This window comes from Nonomuraea sp. NPDC005501 (assembly GCF_040605905.1).
In the GTDB taxonomy this organism is placed as follows: domain Bacteria; phylum Actinomycetota; class Actinomycetes; order Streptosporangiales; family Streptosporangiaceae; genus Nonomuraea.
Map to the genome: position 1 here is coordinate 69,498 of NZ_JBEXDT010000021.1, position 21,290 is coordinate 90,787.

Annotated in this window: 17 protein-coding genes; 7 read left to right on the forward strand and 10 right to left on the reverse strand. The window is 73.3% G+C overall.

Going from position 1 to position 21,290, the window contains the following annotated elements; genetic code table 11:
• Positions 1-81: 81 nt before the first annotated feature.
• From ABZS51_RS13920 to ABZS51_RS13960, 9 genes are all read right to left on the reverse strand, one after another.
• Entirely contained in the window at positions 82-1,026 is a 945-nt protein-coding gene (locus ABZS51_RS13920) for a Ppx/GppA phosphatase family protein (protein WP_310709681.1), read from the reverse strand.
• Complete coding sequence (locus tag ABZS51_RS13925) at positions 1,017-1,541, reverse strand: DUF501 domain-containing protein (protein ID WP_355439877.1); 525 nt, start codon at positions 1,539-1,541, stop codon at positions 1,017-1,019. Before ABZS51_RS13925 ends, ABZS51_RS13920 begins: the two co-directional genes overlap by 10 nt.
• Entirely contained in the window at positions 1,528-1,950 is a 423-nt protein-coding gene (locus tag ABZS51_RS13930; protein WP_310709679.1) for a septum formation initiator family protein, read from the reverse strand. Before ABZS51_RS13930 ends, ABZS51_RS13925 begins: the two co-directional genes overlap by 14 nt.
• Before the next feature lie 89 nt (positions 1,951-2,039).
• Positions 2,040-3,317: a phosphopyruvate hydratase gene (gene eno / locus ABZS51_RS13935; protein WP_355439880.1), complete on the reverse strand. Its 1,278-nt coding sequence runs from the start codon at positions 3,315-3,317 to the stop codon at positions 2,040-2,042.
• A gap of 41 nt (positions 3,318-3,358) precedes the next feature.
• Positions 3,359-5,569, reverse strand: coding sequence for a WD40 repeat domain-containing serine/threonine-protein kinase (locus tag ABZS51_RS13940; RefSeq protein ID WP_355439883.1), 2,211 nt, complete (start codon positions 5,567-5,569; stop codon positions 3,359-3,361).
• Positions 5,570-5,660: 91 nt separating this feature from the next.
• A complete protein-coding gene (locus ABZS51_RS13945) occupies positions 5,661-6,596 on the reverse strand; it encodes a MazG family protein (RefSeq protein ID WP_355439886.1) in 936 nt (311 codons plus the stop codon).
• 3 nt (positions 6,597-6,599) lie between these two features.
• Positions 6,600-7,235, reverse strand: coding sequence for a SurA N-terminal domain-containing protein (locus tag ABZS51_RS13950; RefSeq protein ID WP_310709675.1), 636 nt, complete (start codon positions 7,233-7,235; stop codon positions 6,600-6,602).
• 29 nt (positions 7,236-7,264) lie between these two features.
• A complete protein-coding gene (mfd, locus tag ABZS51_RS13955) occupies positions 7,265-10,753 on the reverse strand; it encodes a transcription-repair coupling factor (RefSeq protein ID WP_310709674.1) in 3,489 nt (1,162 codons plus the stop codon).
• Between the two features lie 65 nt (positions 10,754-10,818).
• Entirely contained in the window at positions 10,819-11,211 is a 393-nt protein-coding gene (locus tag ABZS51_RS13960; protein ID WP_355439890.1) for a signal peptidase I, read from the reverse strand.
• 100 nt (positions 11,212-11,311) lie between these two features.
• Between ABZS51_RS13960 and ABZS51_RS13965 the strand changes: the two genes are divergently transcribed.
• The 3 genes from ABZS51_RS13965 to ABZS51_RS13975 all read left to right on the forward strand — a co-directional run bounded on the left by ABZS51_RS13965 (position 11,312) and on the right by ABZS51_RS13975 (position 14,190).
• Positions 11,312-12,028, forward strand: a complete 717-nt coding sequence (locus tag ABZS51_RS13965) for a class I SAM-dependent methyltransferase (protein ID WP_355439893.1) — start codon at positions 11,312-11,314, stop codon at positions 12,026-12,028.
• A 69-nt stretch (positions 12,029-12,097) separates the two neighbouring features.
• Positions 12,098-13,312 (forward strand): adenylyl-sulfate kinase, encoded by a 1,215-nt coding sequence (gene cysC / locus ABZS51_RS13970; protein WP_355439896.1) that lies wholly within the window; start codon positions 12,098-12,100, stop codon positions 13,310-13,312.
• Positions 13,309-14,190, forward strand: coding sequence for a sulfite exporter TauE/SafE family protein (locus ABZS51_RS13975; RefSeq protein WP_355439899.1), 882 nt, complete (start codon positions 13,309-13,311; stop codon positions 14,188-14,190). The genes cysC and ABZS51_RS13975 overlap by 4 nt, the downstream gene beginning before the upstream one ends.
• On the opposite strand, the gene ABZS51_RS13980 is transcribed toward ABZS51_RS13975, so the two are convergent.
• Positions 14,135-15,235: a hypothetical protein gene (locus ABZS51_RS13980; protein WP_355439902.1), complete on the reverse strand. Its 1,101-nt coding sequence runs from the start codon at positions 15,233-15,235 to the stop codon at positions 14,135-14,137. The genes ABZS51_RS13975 and ABZS51_RS13980 overlap by 56 nt on opposite strands.
• Before the next feature lie 407 nt (positions 15,236-15,642).
• On the opposite strand from ABZS51_RS13980, the gene ABZS51_RS13985 reads away from it, so the two are divergent.
• The 4 genes from ABZS51_RS13985 to ABZS51_RS14000 are packed head-to-tail and all read left to right on the forward strand — an operon-like array spanning position 15,643 to position 21,216.
• Positions 15,643-18,180: a Wzz/FepE/Etk N-terminal domain-containing protein gene (locus ABZS51_RS13985; protein ID WP_355439904.1), complete on the forward strand. Its 2,538-nt coding sequence runs from the start codon at positions 15,643-15,645 to the stop codon at positions 18,178-18,180.
• Entirely contained in the window at positions 18,177-19,445 is a 1,269-nt protein-coding gene (locus ABZS51_RS13990) for a hypothetical protein (protein WP_355439907.1), read from the forward strand. The genes ABZS51_RS13985 and ABZS51_RS13990 overlap by 4 nt, the downstream gene beginning before the upstream one ends.
• Complete coding sequence (locus ABZS51_RS13995; protein ID WP_355439910.1) at positions 19,442-20,365, forward strand: hypothetical protein; 924 nt, start codon at positions 19,442-19,444, stop codon at positions 20,363-20,365. Before ABZS51_RS13990 ends, ABZS51_RS13995 begins: the two co-directional genes overlap by 4 nt.
• A complete protein-coding gene (locus ABZS51_RS14000; protein ID WP_355439912.1) occupies positions 20,362-21,216 on the forward strand; it encodes a sulfotransferase in 855 nt (284 codons plus the stop codon). The genes ABZS51_RS13995 and ABZS51_RS14000 overlap by 4 nt, the downstream gene beginning before the upstream one ends.
• The last annotated feature ends 74 nt before the right edge of the window (positions 21,217-21,290 follow it).

The following is a 21,290-nucleotide window of genomic DNA, read 5'->3' on the forward strand; positions in this document are numbered from 1 at the left end:
TTTTGCCCCTTTACCTAAGCACAAAACTGATTGCACGCTCAACACGAACGCGAAGATGAAATGTCCGAATTTAGCGACGTTTCAGGCTAGCGACCAAGCAATTCCGTCCAGAATGTCGTGTTCGCTCACCACGACCTGGGCAAACGCGAAACGCCGGACGATCCGGTCGAGGATGAGCGCGCCCACACCGATGACGTCGACACGGCCGGGATGCATCACCGGAATCGCGGCTCGCTCACCATGGGTCATCGCGAGCAGCCGCCGCGTCACCTCGTGAACCCGCTCGGCGCCGATACGCGAGTGGTGGATGCGCGCCGGGTCGTACGCCGGCAGGTCCAGGGCGATGCCCGCGACGGTCGTCACCGACCCCGCCAGGCCCACCAGCGTGTGCGCCCGCTCCACCGGGACCGCGTCGGTCACCTTGTCGAGCGCGTCGTCGATGTCGGCCACCACGGCCTCCAGCGCCCGCGCCGACGGCGGGTCGCCGGCGTCGCGCAGGTGCCGCTCCGTGAGCCGCACGCAGCCGATGTCCACCGAGATCGCGGCCTCCGCGTGCGCGGAGCCGACGACGAACTCCGTCGAGCCGCCGCCGATGTCCACCACCAGGTACGGAGGCATCGGCCCCTCGGGCACCTCGGTCTCGCGCGACAGATGCACCAGCCCCCTGGTCGCACCCGTGAACGACAGCTCCGCCTCCTCCGAGCCGGTCACGACCTCCGGGTCCACCCCGAAGATCTCCCGCACCCCGGCCGTGAACTCGTCACGGTTGGCCGCGTCACGCGTCGCGCTCGTCGCCACGACCCTCGTGCGCTCGGCGCCGTGCCGGTCGATCAGCTCGCGATAGCCGCGCATGGCGGCGAACGTGCGCTCCAGCGCGTCGGCGGCCAGCCGGCCGGTACGGTCGACGCCCTGCCCCAGGCGCACGATCTCCATCCGCCGCTCCACGTCCGTGAGCTTGTCGTCGGAGACGTCCGCGATGAGCAGGCGTACGGAATTGGTGCCGCAGTCGATGGCGGCTACACGCATGGTCCGTCACTCCACCAGTCGGGGAGGGCATCGAGCGCCTCCCTGCCGAACGGGTTGGTCCCGGGGACCGCCAGCTCGTGCGCGACGAGCGCGTGCAGGCACTTGACCCGCGACGGCATGCCCCCGGTGCTCTGCATGCCACGAGGAAGCGGCTCCATGCCCTCGTCCTCGGCCGCCTTGTCGCGCCTGGCGATGTAGTCGTCGTGCGCGGCCTGGTAGGCGGCGGCCAGCTCCGGGTCGTCGGCCAGGCGGGCCTGCATCTCCCGCATCAGGCCCGAGCCCTCCAGCGTGCCGATCGCCGAGGCGGCCCGCGGGCAGGTCAGGTAGTACAGGGTCGGGAACGGCGAGCCGTCCGGCAGTCGCGGCGCGGTCTCCACCACGTCGGGGTTGCCGCACGGGCAGCGGTGCGCCACCCCGCGCGCTCCCCGGGGCGGCCTGCCGAGCTGCCGGCGCACCGCCTCCAGGTCCCGCTCGGCGACCTGGCCGGTGCCGGCCTCGTTCTCAGGGCTTTCCAACGCTCTCCTTCTCCCGTGTGCCCACCTGGTGGCCCGTGCCCGAGTCGGCCGCCTCGACGGACTGCCACAGCGTCTGGTACCACGGCGGCGGCGCGGCGGGCTGCTTCACCGTGGCCGGCGTCCTGCCCTCGTCGGCGTCCATCACCACGTAGCACTTCTCGCCCGCGCCGCAGTAGTGCAGCCGCTCCTTGGCCGTCCGCTTGATCCAGTTGGGGTCGCGGATCTGCTGCACCCGCGCCTCCAGCGTCCGCCGGTCCGCCTCGACCCGCGCCTTCTCCGCCTGCAACTGCGCGATGGCGCGGCGCTGGGCGATGTACTCGCGCACGGGGTAGGCCAGGCTCATCGCGATCGCGCACACCACGACCGCGAGAATGGCGGCCCGGCCGGTCAGCTGCGGTCTCTTCGCCATGCTCTGCGCACCCCCTCACGTCGCGCCCGCGCGGCGGGCCCGGTCATGGGCCCGCGGTGGATCGGCGGCCGCGGGGACCGTACCCGAAACTAGCGGCGAAAACGCGGGAACGCCCCGCGACCCGCGTAGCGAGCGGCGTCGTCCAGCAGCTCCTCGATGCGGAGCAGCTGGTTGTACTTGGCCACGCGGTCGGAGCGGGCCGGGGCGCCGGTCTTGATCTGGCCGCAGTTGACGGCCACGGCGAGGTCGGCGATCGTCGTGTCCTCGGTCTCGCCGGAGCGGTGGCTCATCATGCAGCGGTAGCCGTTGCGGTGGGCCAGGTCGACGGCGTCGAGCGTCTCCGACAGGGTGCCGATCTGGTTGACCTTGACCAGCAGCGCGTTGGCGGTGCCGCTCTGGATGCCGCGCTCCAGCCGCTCGGGGTTGGTCACGAACAGGTCGTCGCCGACGAGCTGGACCCGGTCGCCGAGGGCCTCGGTGATGGCCTTCCAGCCCTCCCAGTCCTCCTCGTCCAGCGGGTCCTCGATGGAGACCAGCGGGTAGTTGTCGACGAGGTCGGTGTAGAAGGCGATCAGCTCCTGGGCCGACAGGCCCTTGCCGTCGATCGTGTAGACGCCGTCCTTGTGGAACTCGGAGGCGGCCACGTCCAGCGCCAGCGCGACGTCCTCGCCGGGCGTGTAGCCGGCCCGCTCGATGGCGACCAGGATGAGGTCGAGGGCGTCACGGTTGGACGGCAGGTTGGGGGCGAAGCCGCCCTCGTCGCCGAGGCCCGTGGCGTAGCCCTTCTCCTTCAGCACCTTCTTGAGCGTGTGGTAGACCTCGGTGCCCATGCGAACCGCCTCGCGGAACGTCTCGGCACCGATCGGCGCGATCATGAACTCCTGGATGTCGACGTTGGTGTCGGCGTGGGCGCCGCCGTTGAGGATGTTCATCATCGGCACGGGCAGCACGTGGGCGTTGGGGCCGCCGAGGTAGCGGAACAGCGGCAGCTCGGCGCTGTCGGCGGAGGCCTTGGCCACGGCCAGGGAGACGCCCAGGATGGCGTTGGCGCCCAGCTTGGACTTGTTCGGCGTCGCGTCCAGGTCGATCATGATCTGGTCGATGATGCGCTGGTCCTCGGCCTCGACGCCGTGGATCTCGTCGAAGATCTCGTCGGTGACGGCGAGCACGGCCTTCTCCACACCCTTGCCGCCGTAACGCTCGTCGCCGTCGCGCAGCTCCACGGCCTCGAACTGACCGGTGGACGCGCCGCTCGGCACGGCCGCCCGGCCGCTGCTGCCGTCGTCGAGGACGACCTCGACCTCCACCGTGGGGTTGCCGCGGGAGTCGAGGATCTCGCGGGCGTAAACGACCTCGATTGTAGCCACGGGATGCGCTCCTAAGTCGAAAGGCGATATGCCTTCAGAGCCTATCGGTACCCTTGCCTCCCGGCCCGCAGGGTCCACGCGCGCATCGTGCCGCCGACGGCCGCGACCAGGCCCGGACTCCCGTCGAGAGGGCCGGTGGCGAGGGCCGTGACGGCGCCGGAGGGCAGGAGCGTGGCGACCCGCTCACAGGTACGGGCGTCCCAGACGCGCAGCCCTCCACCCGCTGCGATGGCTCCGGCGAGCAGGGCGCGCCCTCCGGCCTCGGTGAGCGCCAGCGTGGCCGTGCCCGGAGCCTCCTCCGCGGGGACCCGGCACACCTCCCGGCCCGTCACGTCGTACACCGTGGCGCCGCCCCTCCCCTCGACGCTCGCCGCGACGAGCCCGCCCCGGCTGACGACGTGGGAGACCGGGCCGCCCACGTGGACCTTGACGGGGTTCGCCCGGCCCCACAGGTCGCCGATCTGGAAGTGGGTCGCGGCCGTGCCGAACACCACCCGCGAACCGCTGCCCGGCCAGGCCACACCGGTGATCGCGGCTTCGCCGGCGAGGAACAGGCCGGACTTGCGCCCGCTCAGCAGGTCCCACGCCCTCACCATGCCGCCGGCGCAGCCGACCGCGACAGCGGGGCCCTCCACGCGGCCCACGACGGCCATCACGGCCGCGGTCGCGGCGGCCTGGGGGCGGCGGCTGGTACAGGCGGTGAAGGCGCGCACCGCGCCGCCCGCCCCGGCCGACGCGCCGGAGGCCTCCTCCGCGACAGGGGACGCGGTGGGTCCGGCGGGCGTGAGCGTCGGGGTCCAGCGTGAGACGCGGCCGTCCTGGGCCGCCCACACCACCGTGGGGGCGCCGCCCACCTCGGCGAAGGCCAGCGAGGTCACGCCCCGAGCCGTCTCCGGCGCGGTGGCCAGCCCTCTGCCCGTGGCGGCGTCCCACACCTGGACGGGCTCCCCTTCCCGCGCGGCGGCCACGACGGCCCGGCCGCCCATCTCGCCGACCGCGAGCGCGGCGGCCTCCCGCCCGCCCAGCTCGACACCCGACGCCGGGCCGTACGCCTCGGCGACGCCGGGCCCGTCCGGCTCGCCGCCACCGGCGGTGGAGGCGGCGGAGCCCGATCCGCTCCCGGGCGCGCTCCCGTTCCAGGTCAGCCCCAGTGCCACGCCGCCGAGCACGAGCACGGCCAGCCCGCCCACGGCCAGCGCCCGGCCGCGCCGGCTCACCACCAACCCCTGGCCCCGCTCCGGGTCCCCGGCACGGAGCTCCCCGACACGCGGCCTTCCGGCACGGGGCTTCCCGGACGGGGAGTTCCCGGACGGGGCCGGGGGGTTCCCGCCGTCCCGTGATGTCCCGCGCGGCCCGTGACGCCGACCGGCGGCGCCCTCGAACGGGGTGCCCTCCAGCAGCGTCCGCTCCAGCACCGGCTCGCCCTCCGCCTGGGCACCCTCCATCAGGCCGCCCTCCATCAGCGCGGACAGCGCGTCGGCGGCGGAGGGACGGGCGGCGGGCCGCTTGTCCAGGCAGGCGGCCAGCAGCGAGCGGAGCGGCTCGTCCACCCCGGACAGGTCGGGCTGCTCGGTGAGGATCCGGTGCATCACCGCGGGGATCGACTCCCCCGCGAACAGCGACCGCCCCGTGGCGGCGTACGCCATCGTGGCGGCCCAGGCGAACAGGTCCGAGGCGGGCGTGGCCGGGTCACCGGCGATCTGCTCGGGCGCCATGTAGCCCGGCGTCCCGACGACCGTGCTCGCCGACGTGGCCGCCTCCACGCCCTTCGCGATGCCGAAGTCGATGACACGGGGCCCGTCGGGGCCGCACAGGACGTTGGCCGGCTTGAAGTCGCGATGGACGATCCCGGCCCGGTGGATGGCGCCCAGGGCGGCCACGGTGCCGACGGCCAGCCGGTCGAGCGCCCCTCCCGCCCGAGGACCCTCCTCCGCCACCAGCTCCCGCAGCGACGGGCCGGGGACGTACTCGCTCACGATGTACGGCCGGCCGGCGGCCAGCCCGGAGTCGATCACCCTGGCGGTGCAGAAGGCGGCGACGCGGCCGGCGATGACGCATTCCTGGAGGAACCGGCGCGTGGCCCGGTCGTTCCCCATGAGCCGGGCGTGCAGGACCTTGACCGCGACCAGGCGGCCACCGGCGTCCTCCCCCAGGTACACGGACCCCTGACCGCCGTCGCCCAGGCCGCCCAGAAGGCGGTAGCCGCCGATCTCCCGTGGCTCGTCGGCGTGCAGCACGCGTGGCTCAGGCACCCCGCATCACCCCCGTAACCCCGCGATCCTGACATTTCACCGTAGTCCGGCGCCACCGGATCGCGTGATCCAACGGGAACGGAGGGATGGGTCAGGACGGGGAGGACTCCCAGGCGCGTACCCGGTCGCGGTAGGAGCGGGCCGCCGCGCGCAGCTCCGCCTCCGCGTCCACGCCCGCGTCCTGCGCACGGCGTACCAGGTCGAACAGCTCCCGGCCGAGACCCTGGCCGACCGCGGCGGCCAGGGCGTCGGGGGCGCCCCCGCGCCCGGCGCGCCGCAGGAGCTGGGCCGCCAGCGACAGCGACGGCTGGCCCAGCGGGACCCCGTCCAGCACGGACGGCTCCTCGTCCCTGGCGGCCCGCTCGGCGGCCTTGATGGCCTCCCAGTTGTCGTTGACCTCGTCGGCGCTGTCGGCCCGCACCGAGCCGAACACGTGCGGATGCCGCCGCACGAGCTTCTCGACGATGCCGGCGGCCACGTCGTCCACGTCGAAGCCCTCGGCCACCCGCGCGTGGAACACCACCTGGAGCAGCAGGTCGCCCAGCTCCTCGCGCAACGCCGCGTGGTCGCCCTGCTCGATGGTCTCCAGCACCTCGTACGCCTCTTCGAGCAGGTACGGCACCAGCGACTCGTGGGTCTGCTTGCGGTCCCACGGGCACTCGGTCCGCAGCCGGTCCATCACCGCGACCAGGTCGAGCACCCGGGCGCCCGGCAGGTCGTACGAGCCGGGCACGACCTCGATCAGCGGCGGGTCCTCCAGCGTGATCGCGGCGTGGCCGAGCGCGCGCATGAAGTCCTCGTCGTCCTCGGCCAGCCACACCACGGTCCCCTCGGCGGCCTCACGGGCCAGCCGGTGGGCGTCGGGCGCGACGACCGTCACCTCGATCCCGGCCTCGGCCAGGTACGGGAGCTGCGGGTGCGCCGGCGACCCGGCGAGCACCCGGCCGGACCGCAGCGCCTGCCACGCCTGGTGGCTGAGCAGCCCCGGCGCTACCCGGGGCGAGGTGGTGACGACGACCAAGGGCACGGGTCAGCCCTGCTGCGCGCTGTTCTGCGGCACTGCCTTGCCGAACCGGCCCCCGTCGACGAACAGGGCGGGGTTCTCCTGCGACCGCTGCGCGTTCAGCACCCCGTAGCGGGGGCTGTAGGTGATCGGGATGGTCGCGGCCTCCTTCTGGATCCGCTCGCTGCCGCGCTGCTGGGCCGCCTGGTCGGTGCCGCCGCCGTACTGGGAGAGCAGCTTCTGCAGGCCCACCGAGATGCGCATGAACCGGCGGCCCATGCTGGGCGCCATGCCCTGGGAGACCATGTACTGCTCGAAGCTGCCGCCCTGCTGGGTGGCGCCCGTGATGGCCCGGTCGACCTCGCCCTCGGTGACGTTGACCTTGCCCTTCTGCACGAGCTGCTCGGCCTGCTCGATGTTGGCGAGCTGGTAGAGCACCACCTCGGTGGTGGAGCCGGGGATGCCGAGCGACTGGGCGCTGAGGCCGGTCTTGGCCAGCGCGGCGTCGTACTCCTTGACGTTGCGCTTGAGATCGCCCGCCGAGATGCGCTCGTTCCCGACGACGGCCGCGGCGCCGGCCTCCATGGGCGCGGAGCAGGCGGTCAGCGCGACGAGGCTCGCCCCTGCCGCTGCGGCGGCCACAGCCATTCGAATCGACTTCACTTACGTCCCTTTCCGACAAAAACCCGGCGCTAGCTTACCCTCATGGGCTCCAGGAACATCGCCTCGACGAGATCACCGCACCACTTGAGCAGGTCCAGGTCGCGCAGCGGCTGCCCGCCCAGCGGCTTGGTCTTGGGCACGGGCACGAGCAGCGTCTCGGCCGCCTGCTTGTAGATGGCCTTCTTGTAGAGGCGGTCGAGCCGGACCTGCTGCGACTCGCGCAGCCGGGCCGGGCCGAACTTGATGTTCTGTCCCTGCAGGGTGACGTCGGTGAGCCCGGCCTGGCGCGCCCTGATGCGGAAGCGGGCGACCTCCAGCAGGTTGTCCACCTCGACGGGCGGCCTGCCGTAGCGGTCGGTCAGCTCCTCCCGCACCTCGTGGATGTGGATCTCCGTGGTGATCGCCGCGATCCGCTTGTACGCCTCCAGCCGCAGCCGCTCGGAGGTGACGTAGTCGTGCGGGATGTGCGCGTTGATGGGCAGCTCGACCTTGACGTCGTGGTGCTCCTCCTGCGCCTCCACACCGGACAGCTTGGCCTTCTGCTCCTCCACGGCCTCGGCCATGAGCCGGACGTACAGGTCGAAGCCGACGCCCGCGATGAACCCGGACTGCTCGGCGCCCAGCACGTTGCCGGCGCCGCGGATCTCGAGGTCCTTCATCGCGACGTACATGCCGGCGCCCATCTCGGTGTGCTGCGCGATGGTCGCCAGGCGCTCGTGGGCGGTCTCGGTGAGCGGCTTCTCCGGCGGGTACAGGAAGTACGCGTAACCCCGCTCCCTGCCCCGCCCGACGCGGCCGCGGATCTGGTGGAGCTGCGACAGGCCGTAGTTGTCGGCCCGGTCCACGATCAGCGTGTTGGCGTTGGGCACGTCCAGCCCGGACTCCACGATCGTGGTGGAGACGAGCAGGTCGTACTCCCGCTCCCAGAAGCCCACCATGATCTTTTCGAGCTGGTGCTCGTTCATCTGGCCGTGGGCCACCGCGATCCGCGCCTCGGGCACCATCTCCCGCAGCCGCGCGGCGACCTTGTTGATGGAGGCCACGCGGTTGTGCACGAAGAAGATCTGGCCGTCGCGCATCAGCTCGCGCCGGATCGCCGCCGTGATCTGCTTCTCGTCGTACGGCCCGACGAAGGTCAGGATCGGGTGCCGCTCCTCCGGCGGGGTGAGGATGGTGGACATCTCACGGATGCCGGTCAGGCCCATCTCCAGCGTGCGCGGGATCGGCGTGGCGGACATGGCCAGCACGTCGACCTGGGTGCGCAGATGCTTCATGGCCTCCTTGTGCTCGACGCCGAACCGCTGCTCCTCGTCGATGATGATCAGCCCGAGGTCCTTGAACCGCACCTCCGGGCTGAGCAGCCGGTGGGTGCCGATGACCACGTCCACGGCGCCCCCGCGGAGCCCTTCCAGGGTGCCCTTGACCTCGGCGTCGGTCTGGAAGCGGGAGACCGGCTTGATGGTGATCGGGAAGCTGGAGAAGCGCTCGGTGAACGTCGACAGGTGCTGCTGGACCAGCAGCGTGGTAGGCACGAGCACGGCCACCTGCTTGCCGTCCTGCACGGCCTTGAAGGCGGCGCGCACGGCGATCTCGGTCTTGCCGTAGCCGACGTCGCCGCAGATCAGCCGGTCCATCGGGACGCCGCGCTCCATGTCGCGCTTGACCTCGTCGATGGCTTCGAGCTGGTCACCGGTCTCGGCGTAGGGGAAGGCGTCCTCCATCTCGCGCTGCCACGGCGTGTCGGCGCCGAAGGCGTGGCCGGGTGAGGCCATGCGCGCGGAGTAGAGGCGGATCAGCTCGCCGGCGATCTCCTTGACGGCCTTCTTGGCCCGGGACTTGGCCTTGGCCCAGTCGGCGCCGCCCATCCGGTTGAGGGTGGGCGCCTCGCCGCCGACGTAGCGGGTGACCTCGTCGAGCTGGTCGGTGGGCACGTACAGGCGGTCGCCCTTGGCGTACTCGATGACGAGGTACTCGCGGGTGGCGCCCTGGACGGTGCGCTGGACCATCTCGACGTAGCGGCCCACGCCGTGCTGCTCGTGGACGACGTGGTCGCCGACCTTGAGCTGGAGCGGGTCCACCATGTTGCGGCGGCGGGACGGCAGGCGCCGCATGTCCTTGGTGGACGCCTTCTGGCCGACCAGGTCGAGGTGGGTGAGCACGGCCAGGCCGGGCGTGACGAAGCCGTGCTCGATGAGCCCGGTGCTGACGTGCACGACCTTGGGCTCCGGCGGCTGGTCGAGGTGGGTGTGGAGCCTGGCCGGCACGTCGACGCCCTTGAGCACCTCGACCATGCGCTCGGCCGGGCCGTGCCCCTCGCTGAGCAGCACGACCGCCTTGTCCTCGGCGAGCCAGCCCTTGACGTCGGCCAGCGCCCTGGCGGTGTCGCCCCGGTACGCCTCGGAGTCGTGGGCGTCCAGCTCGACCCCGTCGCCGAACGGCGCCATCGACCACCACGGCTGGCCCAGCACGTCGGCGTGCAGGCGGACCTCGTCGAGCGTGCGGAAGGCCGCCGCGCCGAGGTCGATCGGCGCCTCGCCGCCGGCCGCCGCGGTGATCCAGGACGCCTCCAGGAACTCCTGGGAGGTGTGCACCAGCTCCTCAGCCCGCCCCCTGATGCGCTCGGGGTCGCAGACGAACACCGCGGACCGGGCGGGCAGGTGGTCGAGCAGCAGGTCCATCTCGCCCGCCAGGACCGGCGCGAACGCCTCCATGCCCTCGACCGGCATGCCCTCGGCGAGCTGGTCGAGCACCTCGGCCAGCGCGGGGTACTGCGCGGCCAGCTCCCGGGCCCGCGCCCGCACCTCGGGGGTCAGCAGCAGCTCGCGGCAGGGCGGCGCGAACAGGCCGCCCTCGGCCGCCTCCAAGGAGCGCTGGTCGGCCACCTTGAACCAGCGGATCTCCTCGACCGTGTCGCCCCAGAACTCCAGGCGCAGCGGATGCTCCTCGGTCGGCGGGAAGACGTCGAGCAGGCCGCCGCGCACCGCGACCTCGCCGCGCCGCTCCACCATGTCGACGCGGTGGTAGCCGTTGTCGACCAGCCGCGCCACCACGTCCTCGAGGTCGGCGTCGTCGCCCGCCCGCAGCCGGACGGGCGCCAGGTCGCCGAGCCCCTTCATGAGCGGCTGGAGCAGGGCGCGTACGGGCGCCACGACCACGCTGAGCGGGCCGGCCGCCGGGTCGCCCTTGATCGGGTGCGCCAGCCTCCTGAGCACCGCGAGCCGCTGGCCCACGGTGTCGCTGCGCGGCGAGAGCCGCTCGTGCGGCAGCGTCTCCCAGCCGGGGAAGACCGCGACGGCCGAGGGGTCGACGAGGCTGGTCAGCGCGGCGGCCAGGTCCTCGGCCTCACGGCCGGTCGCGGTGACGGCGAGCACCGCGCGCTGGTCGTGCCCGGACAGCGCGGCCACGGCGAACGGGCGCAGCGCGGCGGGAGCGACCAGCGCGACGTCGCCGCCCTCATCCAGGGCGGCGGTCAGCTTAGGGTCGGCGGCAACAAGGTCAAGCAGCCCGGAAAGACTCATCAGATACGCCCACAGCCCCACGACGGCAACACGACTACCCCCGGCCGGGTCGGGTCGCGGGGGTCTCAGCCATCAAGAGTACTTGGCGGCGGGCCGTCGGTGACCGCGTACCCGGGCACGGACGGCCAGCGAACGGTCAGCACCACGGACTCCTCCTCGGCGCGCCACGAGTGGTCCACCCCGCGGCCCCACACCACGTAGTCGCCCCTGCGCTCCAGCAGGACGCTGCGGCCGGGCAGCTCCACCCGGAACCTGCCGCTGATCAGGACGAGCAGCGCCGTGCGCCGCTCGCCGGTCACCCACGTGGCCCGCTCCTCGCCGGCCGGATGGACGCCCCACTTGATCTCCACGTCCTCGCTGTGCCGCGGGTCGCCGGACGGCTTGAAGTGGCCGAGCAGCCAGCCGTGGTCCGCCGCCCCGTCTACGCCTGCGTTCCCCACGTACACCTCGTCCCCCATGGGGCGGCACGCTAGCAGCGTCCCGGGACGGCACGGCGGGGCGAGGTGGAGGAGCATGAGACCCGACACCATCCGTCATATGATGACCACTGTGAGTAGCGTGTCTGATCTGCGGCCGGTCGCTCCGCGTCGCGACGTCTTCGACCAGCGCCTGCGCGAGCTGTGGGCCGAGCAGCTCGGCCGCCGCCTCGACGTGTTGGTGGCGGGCTGCCTGCGCGACGAGGCGACGGCCCCCGACTGGATCGAGGCGCGTATCACCGGGATCGACGAGGACCTGCCGGCGACCAGGAGCGCGACCGGGGAGCGCGCCGACCTGTCCGCGTGCGTGCTGGGCGACCTGCGCTCGGCGCCGATCCGCCCCAGGTCGTTCGACGTCGTCCGGATCTCGTTCCTGCTGGAGCGCATCCGCTACGCCGAGCTGGTGCTCGACCGGCTGCTCCAGGCCCTGCGGCCAGGCGGGCTGATCCTGCTGCGCATGCGCGACCGCCGCTCCGCCTACGGCCTGTGCGACCGCCTCACGCCGGGGTGGCTGCGCCGTCCGCTGTGGCGCCACCTGATGACCGACGGCACGCCGGGCCCGCTGCCGGCCGTGTACGAGCCGCTGACCTCGCGCGACGGCATCCACGTCTTCTGCCTCACCCGGGGGCTCGTGATCACCGACGACGAGACGGCGACGAGCACGCCCGCGATGAACGCCCCCGGACGCGCCGCGGTGGCGCTGGCCGACAGGCTGACGCGTGGTCGCTACCCTTCGGCGCACGACGAGATCACCATGGTCATCAAGAAGCCGCAGAACCACTTCGCCCGGCTCATCTAGCGACGCACGCGGACACCCGCTAAACTCCTTTCCTACCAATTCAATCGGAATAGTTGGGATGGCGGAGACGTGGAGTGGACCCCCGGGGCGCGGGAGCTGGCCGACCTGGAGCTGCTGGTGTCGGGGGCGTTCGAGCCGCTGGCGGGCTTCCTCGGCCACGACGACCTGCACGCCGTCCACGAGCGCGGCACCCTGGCCGACGGCACCCCCTGGCCGGCGCCCGTCACGCTGCACCTGCCCGACGAGGTCGCCCCGGGTGACGAGGTCACGCTGCTCGACCCGGAGGGCGCGCCACTCGCCGTGCTGACCGTGACCGAGCGCGGTCACGACGGCCTGGCCGCCGGTCCGCTCCGCGGTCTCGGCGCCGCCGAGCACGGCCCGTTCGCCCGGCTGCGGCGCACTCCCGCGGAGGTGCGCGAGCTGCTCGGCGGCCGTCCGTCGCTGGTCGTCACCATGCGCGGGCCGCTCGACGACCTCGCCGAGGTGACCGCCACCGCCAAGGAGCTCGACGCGGTGATCGTGCTTCTCCCTCTCGCATACGGCGAGCCCGGCCCCGCCGTGGTCCGGGCCGCGCTGAAGGCCAAGGACCGGCTCCCCGAGGACACGCTCGTCGTGCCGGTGCCGCTCGCGCCGCGCGAGGAGCCCGAGCTCGACCTGGAGCTGCGCGAGCACGTCGCCACCGCCTACGGCGCGACCGAGCACCTGGCCGGCCCCGAGCCGGTGAGCATTCCCGGGCCGCCGCACCGGCGCGGTCTCGTGGTCTTCTTCACCGGCCTGTCCGGCTCCGGAAAGTCCACGATCGCGCGCGGCCTGCGCGACGCGCTGCTGGAGCTCGGCAGCCGCACCGTCACCCACCTCGACGGCGACGTGGTGCGCTCGCTGCTGTCCAAGGGCCTGACGTTCTCCAAGGCCGACCGCGACCTCAACATCCGGCGCATCGGCTTCGTCGCCGCCGAGGCCGCCCGCCATGGTGGCCTCGCCATCTGCGCCCCCATCGCCCCCTACGCGGCCACCCGCGAGGAGGTGCGGGAGATGGTCGAGTCCGTGGGCGCCGACTTCCTGCTCGTCCACGTCGCCACCCCGCTGGAGGAGTGCGAGCGGCGCGACCGCAAGGGCCTGTACGCCAAGGCCCGGGCCGGGATCATCCCCGAGTTCACCGGCGTCTCCGACCCGTACGAGGAGCCGGACGACGCCGACCTCACCATCGACACCACGCACATCTCGATCGAGGCGGCCGTCTCCCAGGTGCTGGGAGCGCTGCGGAGCGGAGGATGGGTCCGTTGATCGACCTTCCCCTGATCGCGGGGTCCTTTCTCGTCGCCGTCGTCGTCGGCCTGACCGGCATGGGCGGCGGCGCTCTCATGACCCCGATGATGATGCTCTTCTTCAACGTGCCGCCGCTCGCCGCGGTCTCCAGCGACCTGGTGGCCTCGGCGGTGATGAAGCCGGTCGGCAGCGTCGTCCACCTGCGCCGCGGCACGGTCAACCTGCGCCTGGTCGGCTGGCTGTGCGCCGGGTCGGTGCCGGCGGCGTTCGCCGGGGTGTTCGTGGCGCGGGCGTTCGCGGTCGGCGACGGGGTGAAGTACGCCCTCGGTGTCGCGCTGCTGCTCGCGGTCGCGGGCCTGGCCGCCAAGACGCTGATGGGCGGCCGGGGCGGCGCGGCGGAGGCGAACGAGATCGTCGTACGCCCGATCCCGACCCTACTGGTCGGTACGGTAGGTGGCCTGATCGTCGGCGTGTCGTCGGTCGGGTCCGGGTCGCTCATCATCGTGGCGCTCATCGCGCTCTACCCCATGCTCAAGGCCAACCAGCTCGTCGGCACCGACCTGGTGCAGGCCGTGCCGCTGGTCACCTCGGCCGCGGTCGGCCATCTGCTCTTCGGCGACTTCCAGCTCCACCTCACGGTCTCGCTGCTCATCGGCTCGATCCCCGGCGTCTACCTCGGCGCCCGGATCTCCTCCCGGGCGCCCGGCGGCCTCATCAGGGCCCTGCTCGCGATCGTGCTGCTCGCCTCCGCGCTCAAGCTGCTGAACGTCGGCAACATGGCCACCCTCTGGGCACTGGCCGCCGCCGTCGCCGTCACGGTCGGCGGCCGGGTGTGGCAGGTCAGGGCAGCGGCACGGGCGTCGAGCGGAAGTGCGGATCTCGCGCGAGCTCGCTGAAGGCCCGGGCGGCCGCCGGCTCGGCGTCGAAGCGGGTGTCCCCGCGCGGCGCCCGCGGCGAGTCGAAGTACACCAGCGCCTTGATCTGCGGGTAGTGCCACACCTGGGCGCGCACTGACTCGAAGAAGGCCCGCTGGAACGCCCGGTCCTCGCCCCGCAGGAACGCCCCCCACTCGGCCACCATCACCGGCTTGCCCGGGAAGCGCAGCTGCGTCCACCGGTAGAAGCCCGGCCAGCGGGAGTACTCCGGCCGGGTCTTGTTGACCAGGCCGTCGAAGTCGCGCACCCGGTCGTCGGCGTACGGGTCCATCGCCACCCAGTCGACCACGTCGTCGCCCGGGTACAGCTCCTCGAACCAGGGCTTCGCCGCCCAGTTCGGCGCCCCCATGTACGTCATGACCGTCACCGCGTTGCGCACGCCCTTCTCGCGCAGCCGCAGCACCACGTGGCGGTACATGGCCGCGTAGTCGGCCGCCTCCATCCCCGACCCCGGCCCGGGGCGCACGTCGTCCTCCGGCTCGTGGTGGATGGTCAGGAAGAACCGCTCGGGGAACGCCCGCCGGATGCGCGCCGCCAGCCGGTCGATCCGGCCGTCGATGGCGCCGTCGGCGATCTCCGCCCAGGTGCGGTCCACCGACGGCTTCCAGTTGACCAGCAGCAGCCGGGGGCCGGCCGGGTCGCGGGCCATCCGGATCTCCCGCTCCGTGGGGAACAGGTCCTTGCCCCGGTGGTAGACGTGCACCACGTCGGCCCTGGCGCCCATGCGGGTCTCCGCGCCGCGCAGCGCCTTGTCCACGGGCGCGCCGGTGAAGATCTCCGGCGCCACGCCCCACCAGGCGCCGCAGGACGGGATGAGCTTGTCGGTCACCGCGCAGGCCGGGGTCGCCCCGGCCCGGGGCGAGGCCGGACCGGCCGATGTGCCGCCCGCGTCCGTACCGGCCGTACTCGTGCCGGCGGTCATGACCGGGTCCCCGGCCGTGCGCGCGCCCGAGCCCGTCCCCGTACCCGAGCAGGCGGCCAGGATCACCGCAAGCAGCGCCACCACGCCGGCACGGGTCCCAGCGCCGCCCCCCTTACCCCTCCCGGTGCCCGTTCTTCGCCATTCATACGAGAAAACCCGCGAAATACATGAAATACGCGAAATGCCAGCTGGCAGCACGACCGTACGCCCCCTCTCCCCGGAAGACCCCCGACACATCAAACCTGAACCATGCCATGTGATTCTCATGAACGTCAGCCGGTGCGGGCGTTCCCGCTGGTGATCCCAGGTATCAGCCCGTCAGTTAGATGTCATATATCGCTTTATAGAGGGGCGAATCGCCCGCCGTAGCGCAGGAAATCTTGCGTATTCGGCTTGGGGTGGAATTCGCCCCGCCTATAGTGGACACACCCCTCCGGCCGTGACGCACCGTCTCCGCGCCACCACGCACCGCACTCACTCCAGGGAGCCTCATGAGCCTGCCGCCGGATCTCCCGGCCCGCCGGTCCGGCACCGATCTGGGGGAGCACCTGTCGCTGCTGCGCAGACGCCGGCTGATCTTCGCCGGGTTCGTGCTGGCGGGCGGCACGGCGGGGCTGGGGCTGATGCGGCTGACCCCTCCCGCCTACAACGCGACCACGCAGGTGCTCGTCGCCGCCGTCGGCCTCCAGGAGCAGGGCAACCAGGTGACCAACCGGCAGCGCGAGCCGCTCAACCTCGACACCGAGGCCCAGGTCGCCGGCTCCGCCGTCGTCGCGGCCCGGGCCGCCGGGCTGCTGAAGGCCCCCGCGCTGGAGCCGGTCGAGGTGGCCGTGCCGCCCAACTCCGCCGTGCTGTCGCTGTCCGTCACCGCGGGCACCCCCGCCGCCGCGGCGGCCCAGTCGCGCGCCTACGCGGAGGCGTACCTCGCCAACCGCGCCGCCACCGCACAGGCCGCGCTGGCGCTCCAGCAGAAGGCCATGCTGGCCAAGCTCAAGCAGGTCAACTCCTCGCTCGCCGTCGTCACCAGGCAGTTGGCGACGCTCCGCAAGGGCACCGCCGAGCACACCCTGGCGAGCCACCGGCAGAGCGTGCTCAACCGGCAGGCGTACACCCTGACGCTCAAGTACGACGGGCTGAAGACGACGACCGTGACGCCCGGCTCGGTGATCAGCGAAGCCGTGCCGCCCACCGACCCGGCGTGGCCGAGCCTGCCGCTGTTCCTGGGGACGGGCCTCATGCTCGGGCTCCTGCTGGGGGCGGGCGCCGCGACGACCCGCGACCGCCTCGACACGCGTTTGCGCACCCCGGCCGACGTCGAGCGCCTGACGGGCCTCCCGGTGGTCGCCGCGCTGCCCCACGCGGGCCGTACGAGCCCGGGCGGCACCCGCCGCGCGGGCACGGACTCCGCGGGGGCGGAGGGCACGGGGTCCGAGGACACCGCCCGCCCTGGCGCGAACTGGAGCACGGGCTTGCAGAGCAGCCGCCGCGCCGGCCCGGGCCGGGACACCGAGAGCGGCCGCCGCACGGGCACGGACCGGGGCATGTGGGCGGACGGCGACGGCCGCACCGGCACGGACCGGGACACGGAGATCAGCCGCCGTACCGGCACGGGGCGGAGCAGGGGCGTGGGAGGCAGCCGCCGAGCCGGCACGGACCGGGGCATGTGGGCGGACGGCGGCGGCGCCGGAACGGGCCCGGGCGCGGCCTTCGACGAAGCACGTCGGGCGAGCGCGGGTCACGGCGCCGCCGGAGAAGGCACCCACCGGAGAAATGCGGACCATGGAGGCGCGGACCGCAGGGGTGCGGACCGCGGAGGTGCGGAAGGGGCGCGCGGGCAGCGGGCCGGAGGCGGAGCCGGGAGGCGGGGCGAGGACGGGGACGGCACAGAGCTCGGCGACGCGCTGCACGAGCTGGCCTCCGCCGCCGTCGCCGCGTGCCCCGGCAAGCGGCTCCTGGTACGCGCCGTCCCCGCCGGACTCCCCACGACGACCGTGACGTCCTCCCTGTCGGCGAGCACGCTGTTGTCGGTCCTCGACGGGTCCGACACGGGCGACCTGGCCCGGGCCGACGCCGCGCTGCTGCTGGTCGCGCTCGGCCGGACCACCTCGGCACAGGTGCTGGACGCCGCGCGCCACCTGGGCAGGCACCAGGTGCCGGTCATCGGCGTGGTGACGACGCCCGGCGAGCCCGCGTCCCCGGCGCCCGCTCCGGCCGACTCGCGGACGGCACTCGGCAAGCTGGTCGCGGGCTCCAGGAGCGACTCACCGTCGGCCCTCACCGACGGCGGCCCTCCGACCGACCCGGACGCGACGGTCCTCCGCCGCCCGGAGCCGCCCGGCTCCACCCCATCCGGCCTCCGACGGCTGGGAGCGACCGACCCGAGCGCCGCGAGCATCCGGCAGCGTGGGACGACCGACCCGAGTGTGGGGGGCATCCGGCAGCGTGGGACGACCGACCGGAGCGTCACACCCCTGCGCCGGCCGGGAACGACCGACCCTGACCCGTCCGGTCGCCGGGGACCGGGGGGACCGGGAGGAGCACCCGACCCAGGCGCGGCGAGCTTCCGGCAACCCGGGGCAACCGATCCCGACATGCCCCACCTCGGCCCGTCGCCCCTGCCTCGGCCGTGGACGACCGACCCCGGTGCGACCCCCTTCTGGGGCCCGGAAGCCGTCGACCCGGGCGCGGCGGCGGACTGGCGGGCGAAACCGGACCCCCGAGCGGCCGACCGGCGTCCAGGAGCCCACCACGCGACCGGGTCGGCCGCCGACCGATGGACGGACCGCCTGACGGACCGCGTCTCCCGCCACTCGGCGGAGCGCGAGACCGGGCCGAGCTCGGAGCACGGGACCCGGCACATGACCGAGCGCGGGACCGAGCACGGGACCCGGCACATGACCGAGCACGGGATACAGCGCGGGACCGAGCACGGGATACAGCGCGAGGCCGAGCAGGGGATCCAGCCGGGTGTGGTGGCGGACGCCGGGCCCCCGTGGGAGCGGCCCCGTCCGCCCGGCCTGTCCTCGTGAGAGGGCCCGCGTGGCCCGTCGGCGCGTTGCTGCTCGGCTATCCCGTGTGGTGGGCGCTGGGGTTCGGCGGGCTCTCGGTGGTCGTGCTGGCCGTGCCGATGGCCGTCATCCTGTGGCGGCGCAGGCCGATCCGGGTGCCGCGCGGGTTCGGGCTGTGGCTGCTGCTGCTCGCCGGCTACGGGCTCAGCGCCCTCATGCTGTCCGAGTCGCCCCCCGGCACCTACGGCGAGCTGGGCGCGGGCCGGGTCGTCGGCTACGTGATGCGGCTGGCCCTCTACCTCTCCCTGCTGGTCATGGTGCTCTACCTGGGCAATCTCACCGAGCGGGAGCTGCCGCAGCTCAGGCTGGTGCGGATGCTCGGCGTGCTGTTCGTCGTGACCGTGGCGGGCGGGCTGCTGGGCGTGCTCGCGCCCGGGTTCGCGTTCACCTCGCCGGTGGAGCTGCTGCTGCCCGACTGGATCGGCGGCAACGCGTTCGTCCAGAACCTCGTCCACCCCACCGCCGCCCAGACCCAGAAGGTGCTCGGTTACGCCTCTCCGCGCCCGGAGGCGCCGTTCGAGTGGGCCAACGCCTGGGGCAGCAACGTGTCGGTGCTGCTGATCTGGTTCGTGGTCGGCTGGTGGGTGAACGGCGGACGGGCCCGCAAGGTGGCGGCCGTGGCGCTGGTGGCGCTGGCCGCCGTCCCCATCGTCTACTCGCTCAACCGGGGCCTGTGGATCGGGCTCGGCGTGACCGCCCTGTACGTGATCCTGCGCGTGGGCGGCCGGGCCCGGCCGGCGCTGTGCGGGGCCGCGGTGGCCGGGGCGCTGGTGTTCACGCTGAGCCCGCTGTCGGGGCTGGTGAGCCAGCGGCTGGACAACCCCCACTCCAACGACATCCGGGCCTTCACGGTGACGGCGACGATCAGGGCCGCCGCCCACTCCCCCGTCATCGGCTACGGCAACACCCGCAACGCCCTGGGCAACCACCGCACGATCACCACCGGCAGGACCGCCTGGTGCACGGACTGCGGCCATCCGCCGTTAGGCAGCGACGGGCAGCTCTGGCTGCTCGTCATCACGCAGGGATTCACCGGAGCGGCCCTGTACGTGGCGTTCTTCGTCGGCGCGATCCGCCGCCACTGGACCGACCGCAGCCCCGTCGGCCTGGCCGGGGTGCTGGTCATGGCCCTGGTCCTGCTCTACATGCTCGTCTACGACGGCCTGGTCACCCCCCTCATCCTCTATCTCATCTCCTTCGCCCTGCTGTGGAGGAACACCTCGTGAACGACGCCAAGATGCGCCTGGGCTACCTCGACGAGACGGTCCGGCTGCTCTACCCCGGCTCCGGCTCCCCCCGGGCCCACAGCCTGCTGCCTCATCCGCTGCTGCCCCGCCGCCTGGCGCCCCGCCGCTGGTGGCACGTCGGTCGGCGGCTGGTGGTGCCCGTCGAGGGGTCGATCTCGGCCCATCTGGGCGAGGTCTTCGGCGTGCCCGTCGAGACGGTGCTGCACGTGCGGCCCGCCCGGCGGGCCAACCGCAAGCCGGTCCTGGAGGCCCGCTCCGGCGGGGAGCTCCTCGCGTACGTGAAGGTGGGCGACACCGAGCGGACCGCCGCGCTCGTCGCCAACGAGGCGGCGGCGCTGCGGAAGCTGGCCGCCGTGCCGCTCAAGACCGTCGTCGCGCCCACCGTGCTGCACCACGGTCGCTGGCGTTGCCTGGAGCTGCTCGCCGTCTCCCCGCTGCCCGTGCGCCGGGGCCCGGCGCTCCGTCCCGGCCGGGGGCGGGTGCCCGGGGAGCTGCTCCGGGACGCCGTCCAGGAGATCGCCGCCACCGGCGCCACGGAGGGCGCCGCCTGGCACGGCGACCTGTCGCCGTGGAACATCGCGCCCTCCGCCGACGGGCGGCTCCTGGTGTGGGACTGGGAACGGTACGAGGTGGGCGTGCCGTACGGGCTCGACGCGGTCCACCACTTCTTCCAGCGGGCCCTGCGCCGCATGGACCCGGCGACGGCGGCGCGTGCCTGCCTGGCGCAGGCCGTACGGCTGCTGGCTCCGTACGGCCTGTCCGGCGCGCAGGCACGGCGGACGGCGCTGCTGTACCTCATCAATCTGGCCGACCGGCACGCCGCCGACGGCCACAGCCCGCTCGGCCCGCCGGACGTGTGGCTCAGCCCGCTCGTCGACCACCAGGAGCTGCTGCCGTGAAGACCGGGAAGCAGGCCGTACTGGCCGTGTCGCGCACCGCCGGCCGGCTGACGGCCGGGGCGCGGCTGCTGCCGTCGTTCCTCGTCGTGGGGGCGCAGCGGTGCGGCACCACGTCCCTGTACCGGGCGCTGGCGCAGCACCCGTTGCTGCTCAAGCCGGTGCTGCACAAGGGCGTCCACTACTTCGACGTCGGCTACGATCGCGGCCTGGCGTGGTACCGGGCGCACTTCCCGCTGCGGGCCGGCGCGGCCGTGCTGGCCGGCAGGTACGGCGGCCGGCCCAGGGCGTTCGAGTCGTCGCCGTACTACCTGTTCCATCCGCTGGCCGGCGAGCGCATCGCCGCCGACCTGCCCGGCGTGAAGCTGGTCGTCCTGGTGCGCGACCCGGTCGAGCGGGCCTGCTCGGCGCACGCGCACGAGCTGGCGCGGGGGTTCGAGACGGAGTCGCACTTCGAGTACGCGGTGGAGCTGGAGGCCGGGCGGCTGGCCGGGGCGGAGGAGAGCCTGCGGGCGCGGCCGTACTCCGTGCACCACTCGCACCGCCACCACGCCTACCTGGCCCGGGGCCGCTACGCCGAGCAACTCGACCGGCTGGAGCCGCTGCTCGGGCGCGAGCGGATCCTGGTGCTGGACAGCCACGAGTTCTTCGCCGAGCCGGAGCGCACCTACGAGCGGGTGCTGGAGTTCCTGGACGTGCCGCATCTGGGCTATCCGCTCTTCGAGCGGCACAACGGCCGGTCCAGGCCCAAGTCCCTGCCCGAGTCGGTGCGGCGGCGGCTGCTCGACCACTTCGAGGTGTACGACACGCGGCTCGTGCGCTGGCTGGGCGGTGACCCGTCGTGGCGTCGCTGACACCGCAGGCCCTCGGGCGTCCGAGGCTCGGCGGGGCGTCGCCGATGGGGCGGGTGGCGCGGGCGGGCGCCGCG

Coding starts and splice junctions, on each gene's coding strand:
- ABZS51_RS13920 (WP_310709681.1), bottom strand. CDS start 1,026: ATGCGTGTAGCCGCCATCGACTGCGGCACCAATTCCGTACGCCTGCTC.
- ABZS51_RS13930 (WP_310709679.1), bottom strand. CDS start 1,950: ATGGCGAAGAGACCGCAGCTGACCGGCCGGGCCGCCATTCTCGCGGTC.
- mfd (WP_310709674.1), bottom strand. CDS start 10,753: ATGAGTCTTTCCGGGCTGCTTGACCTTGTTGCCGCCGACCCTAAGCTG.
- ABZS51_RS13960 (WP_355439890.1), bottom strand. CDS start 11,211: ATGGGGGACGAGGTGTACGTGGGGAACGCAGGCGTAGACGGGGCGGCG.
- ABZS51_RS13985 (WP_355439904.1), top strand. CDS start 15,643: ATGAGCCTGCCGCCGGATCTCCCGGCCCGCCGGTCCGGCACCGATCTG.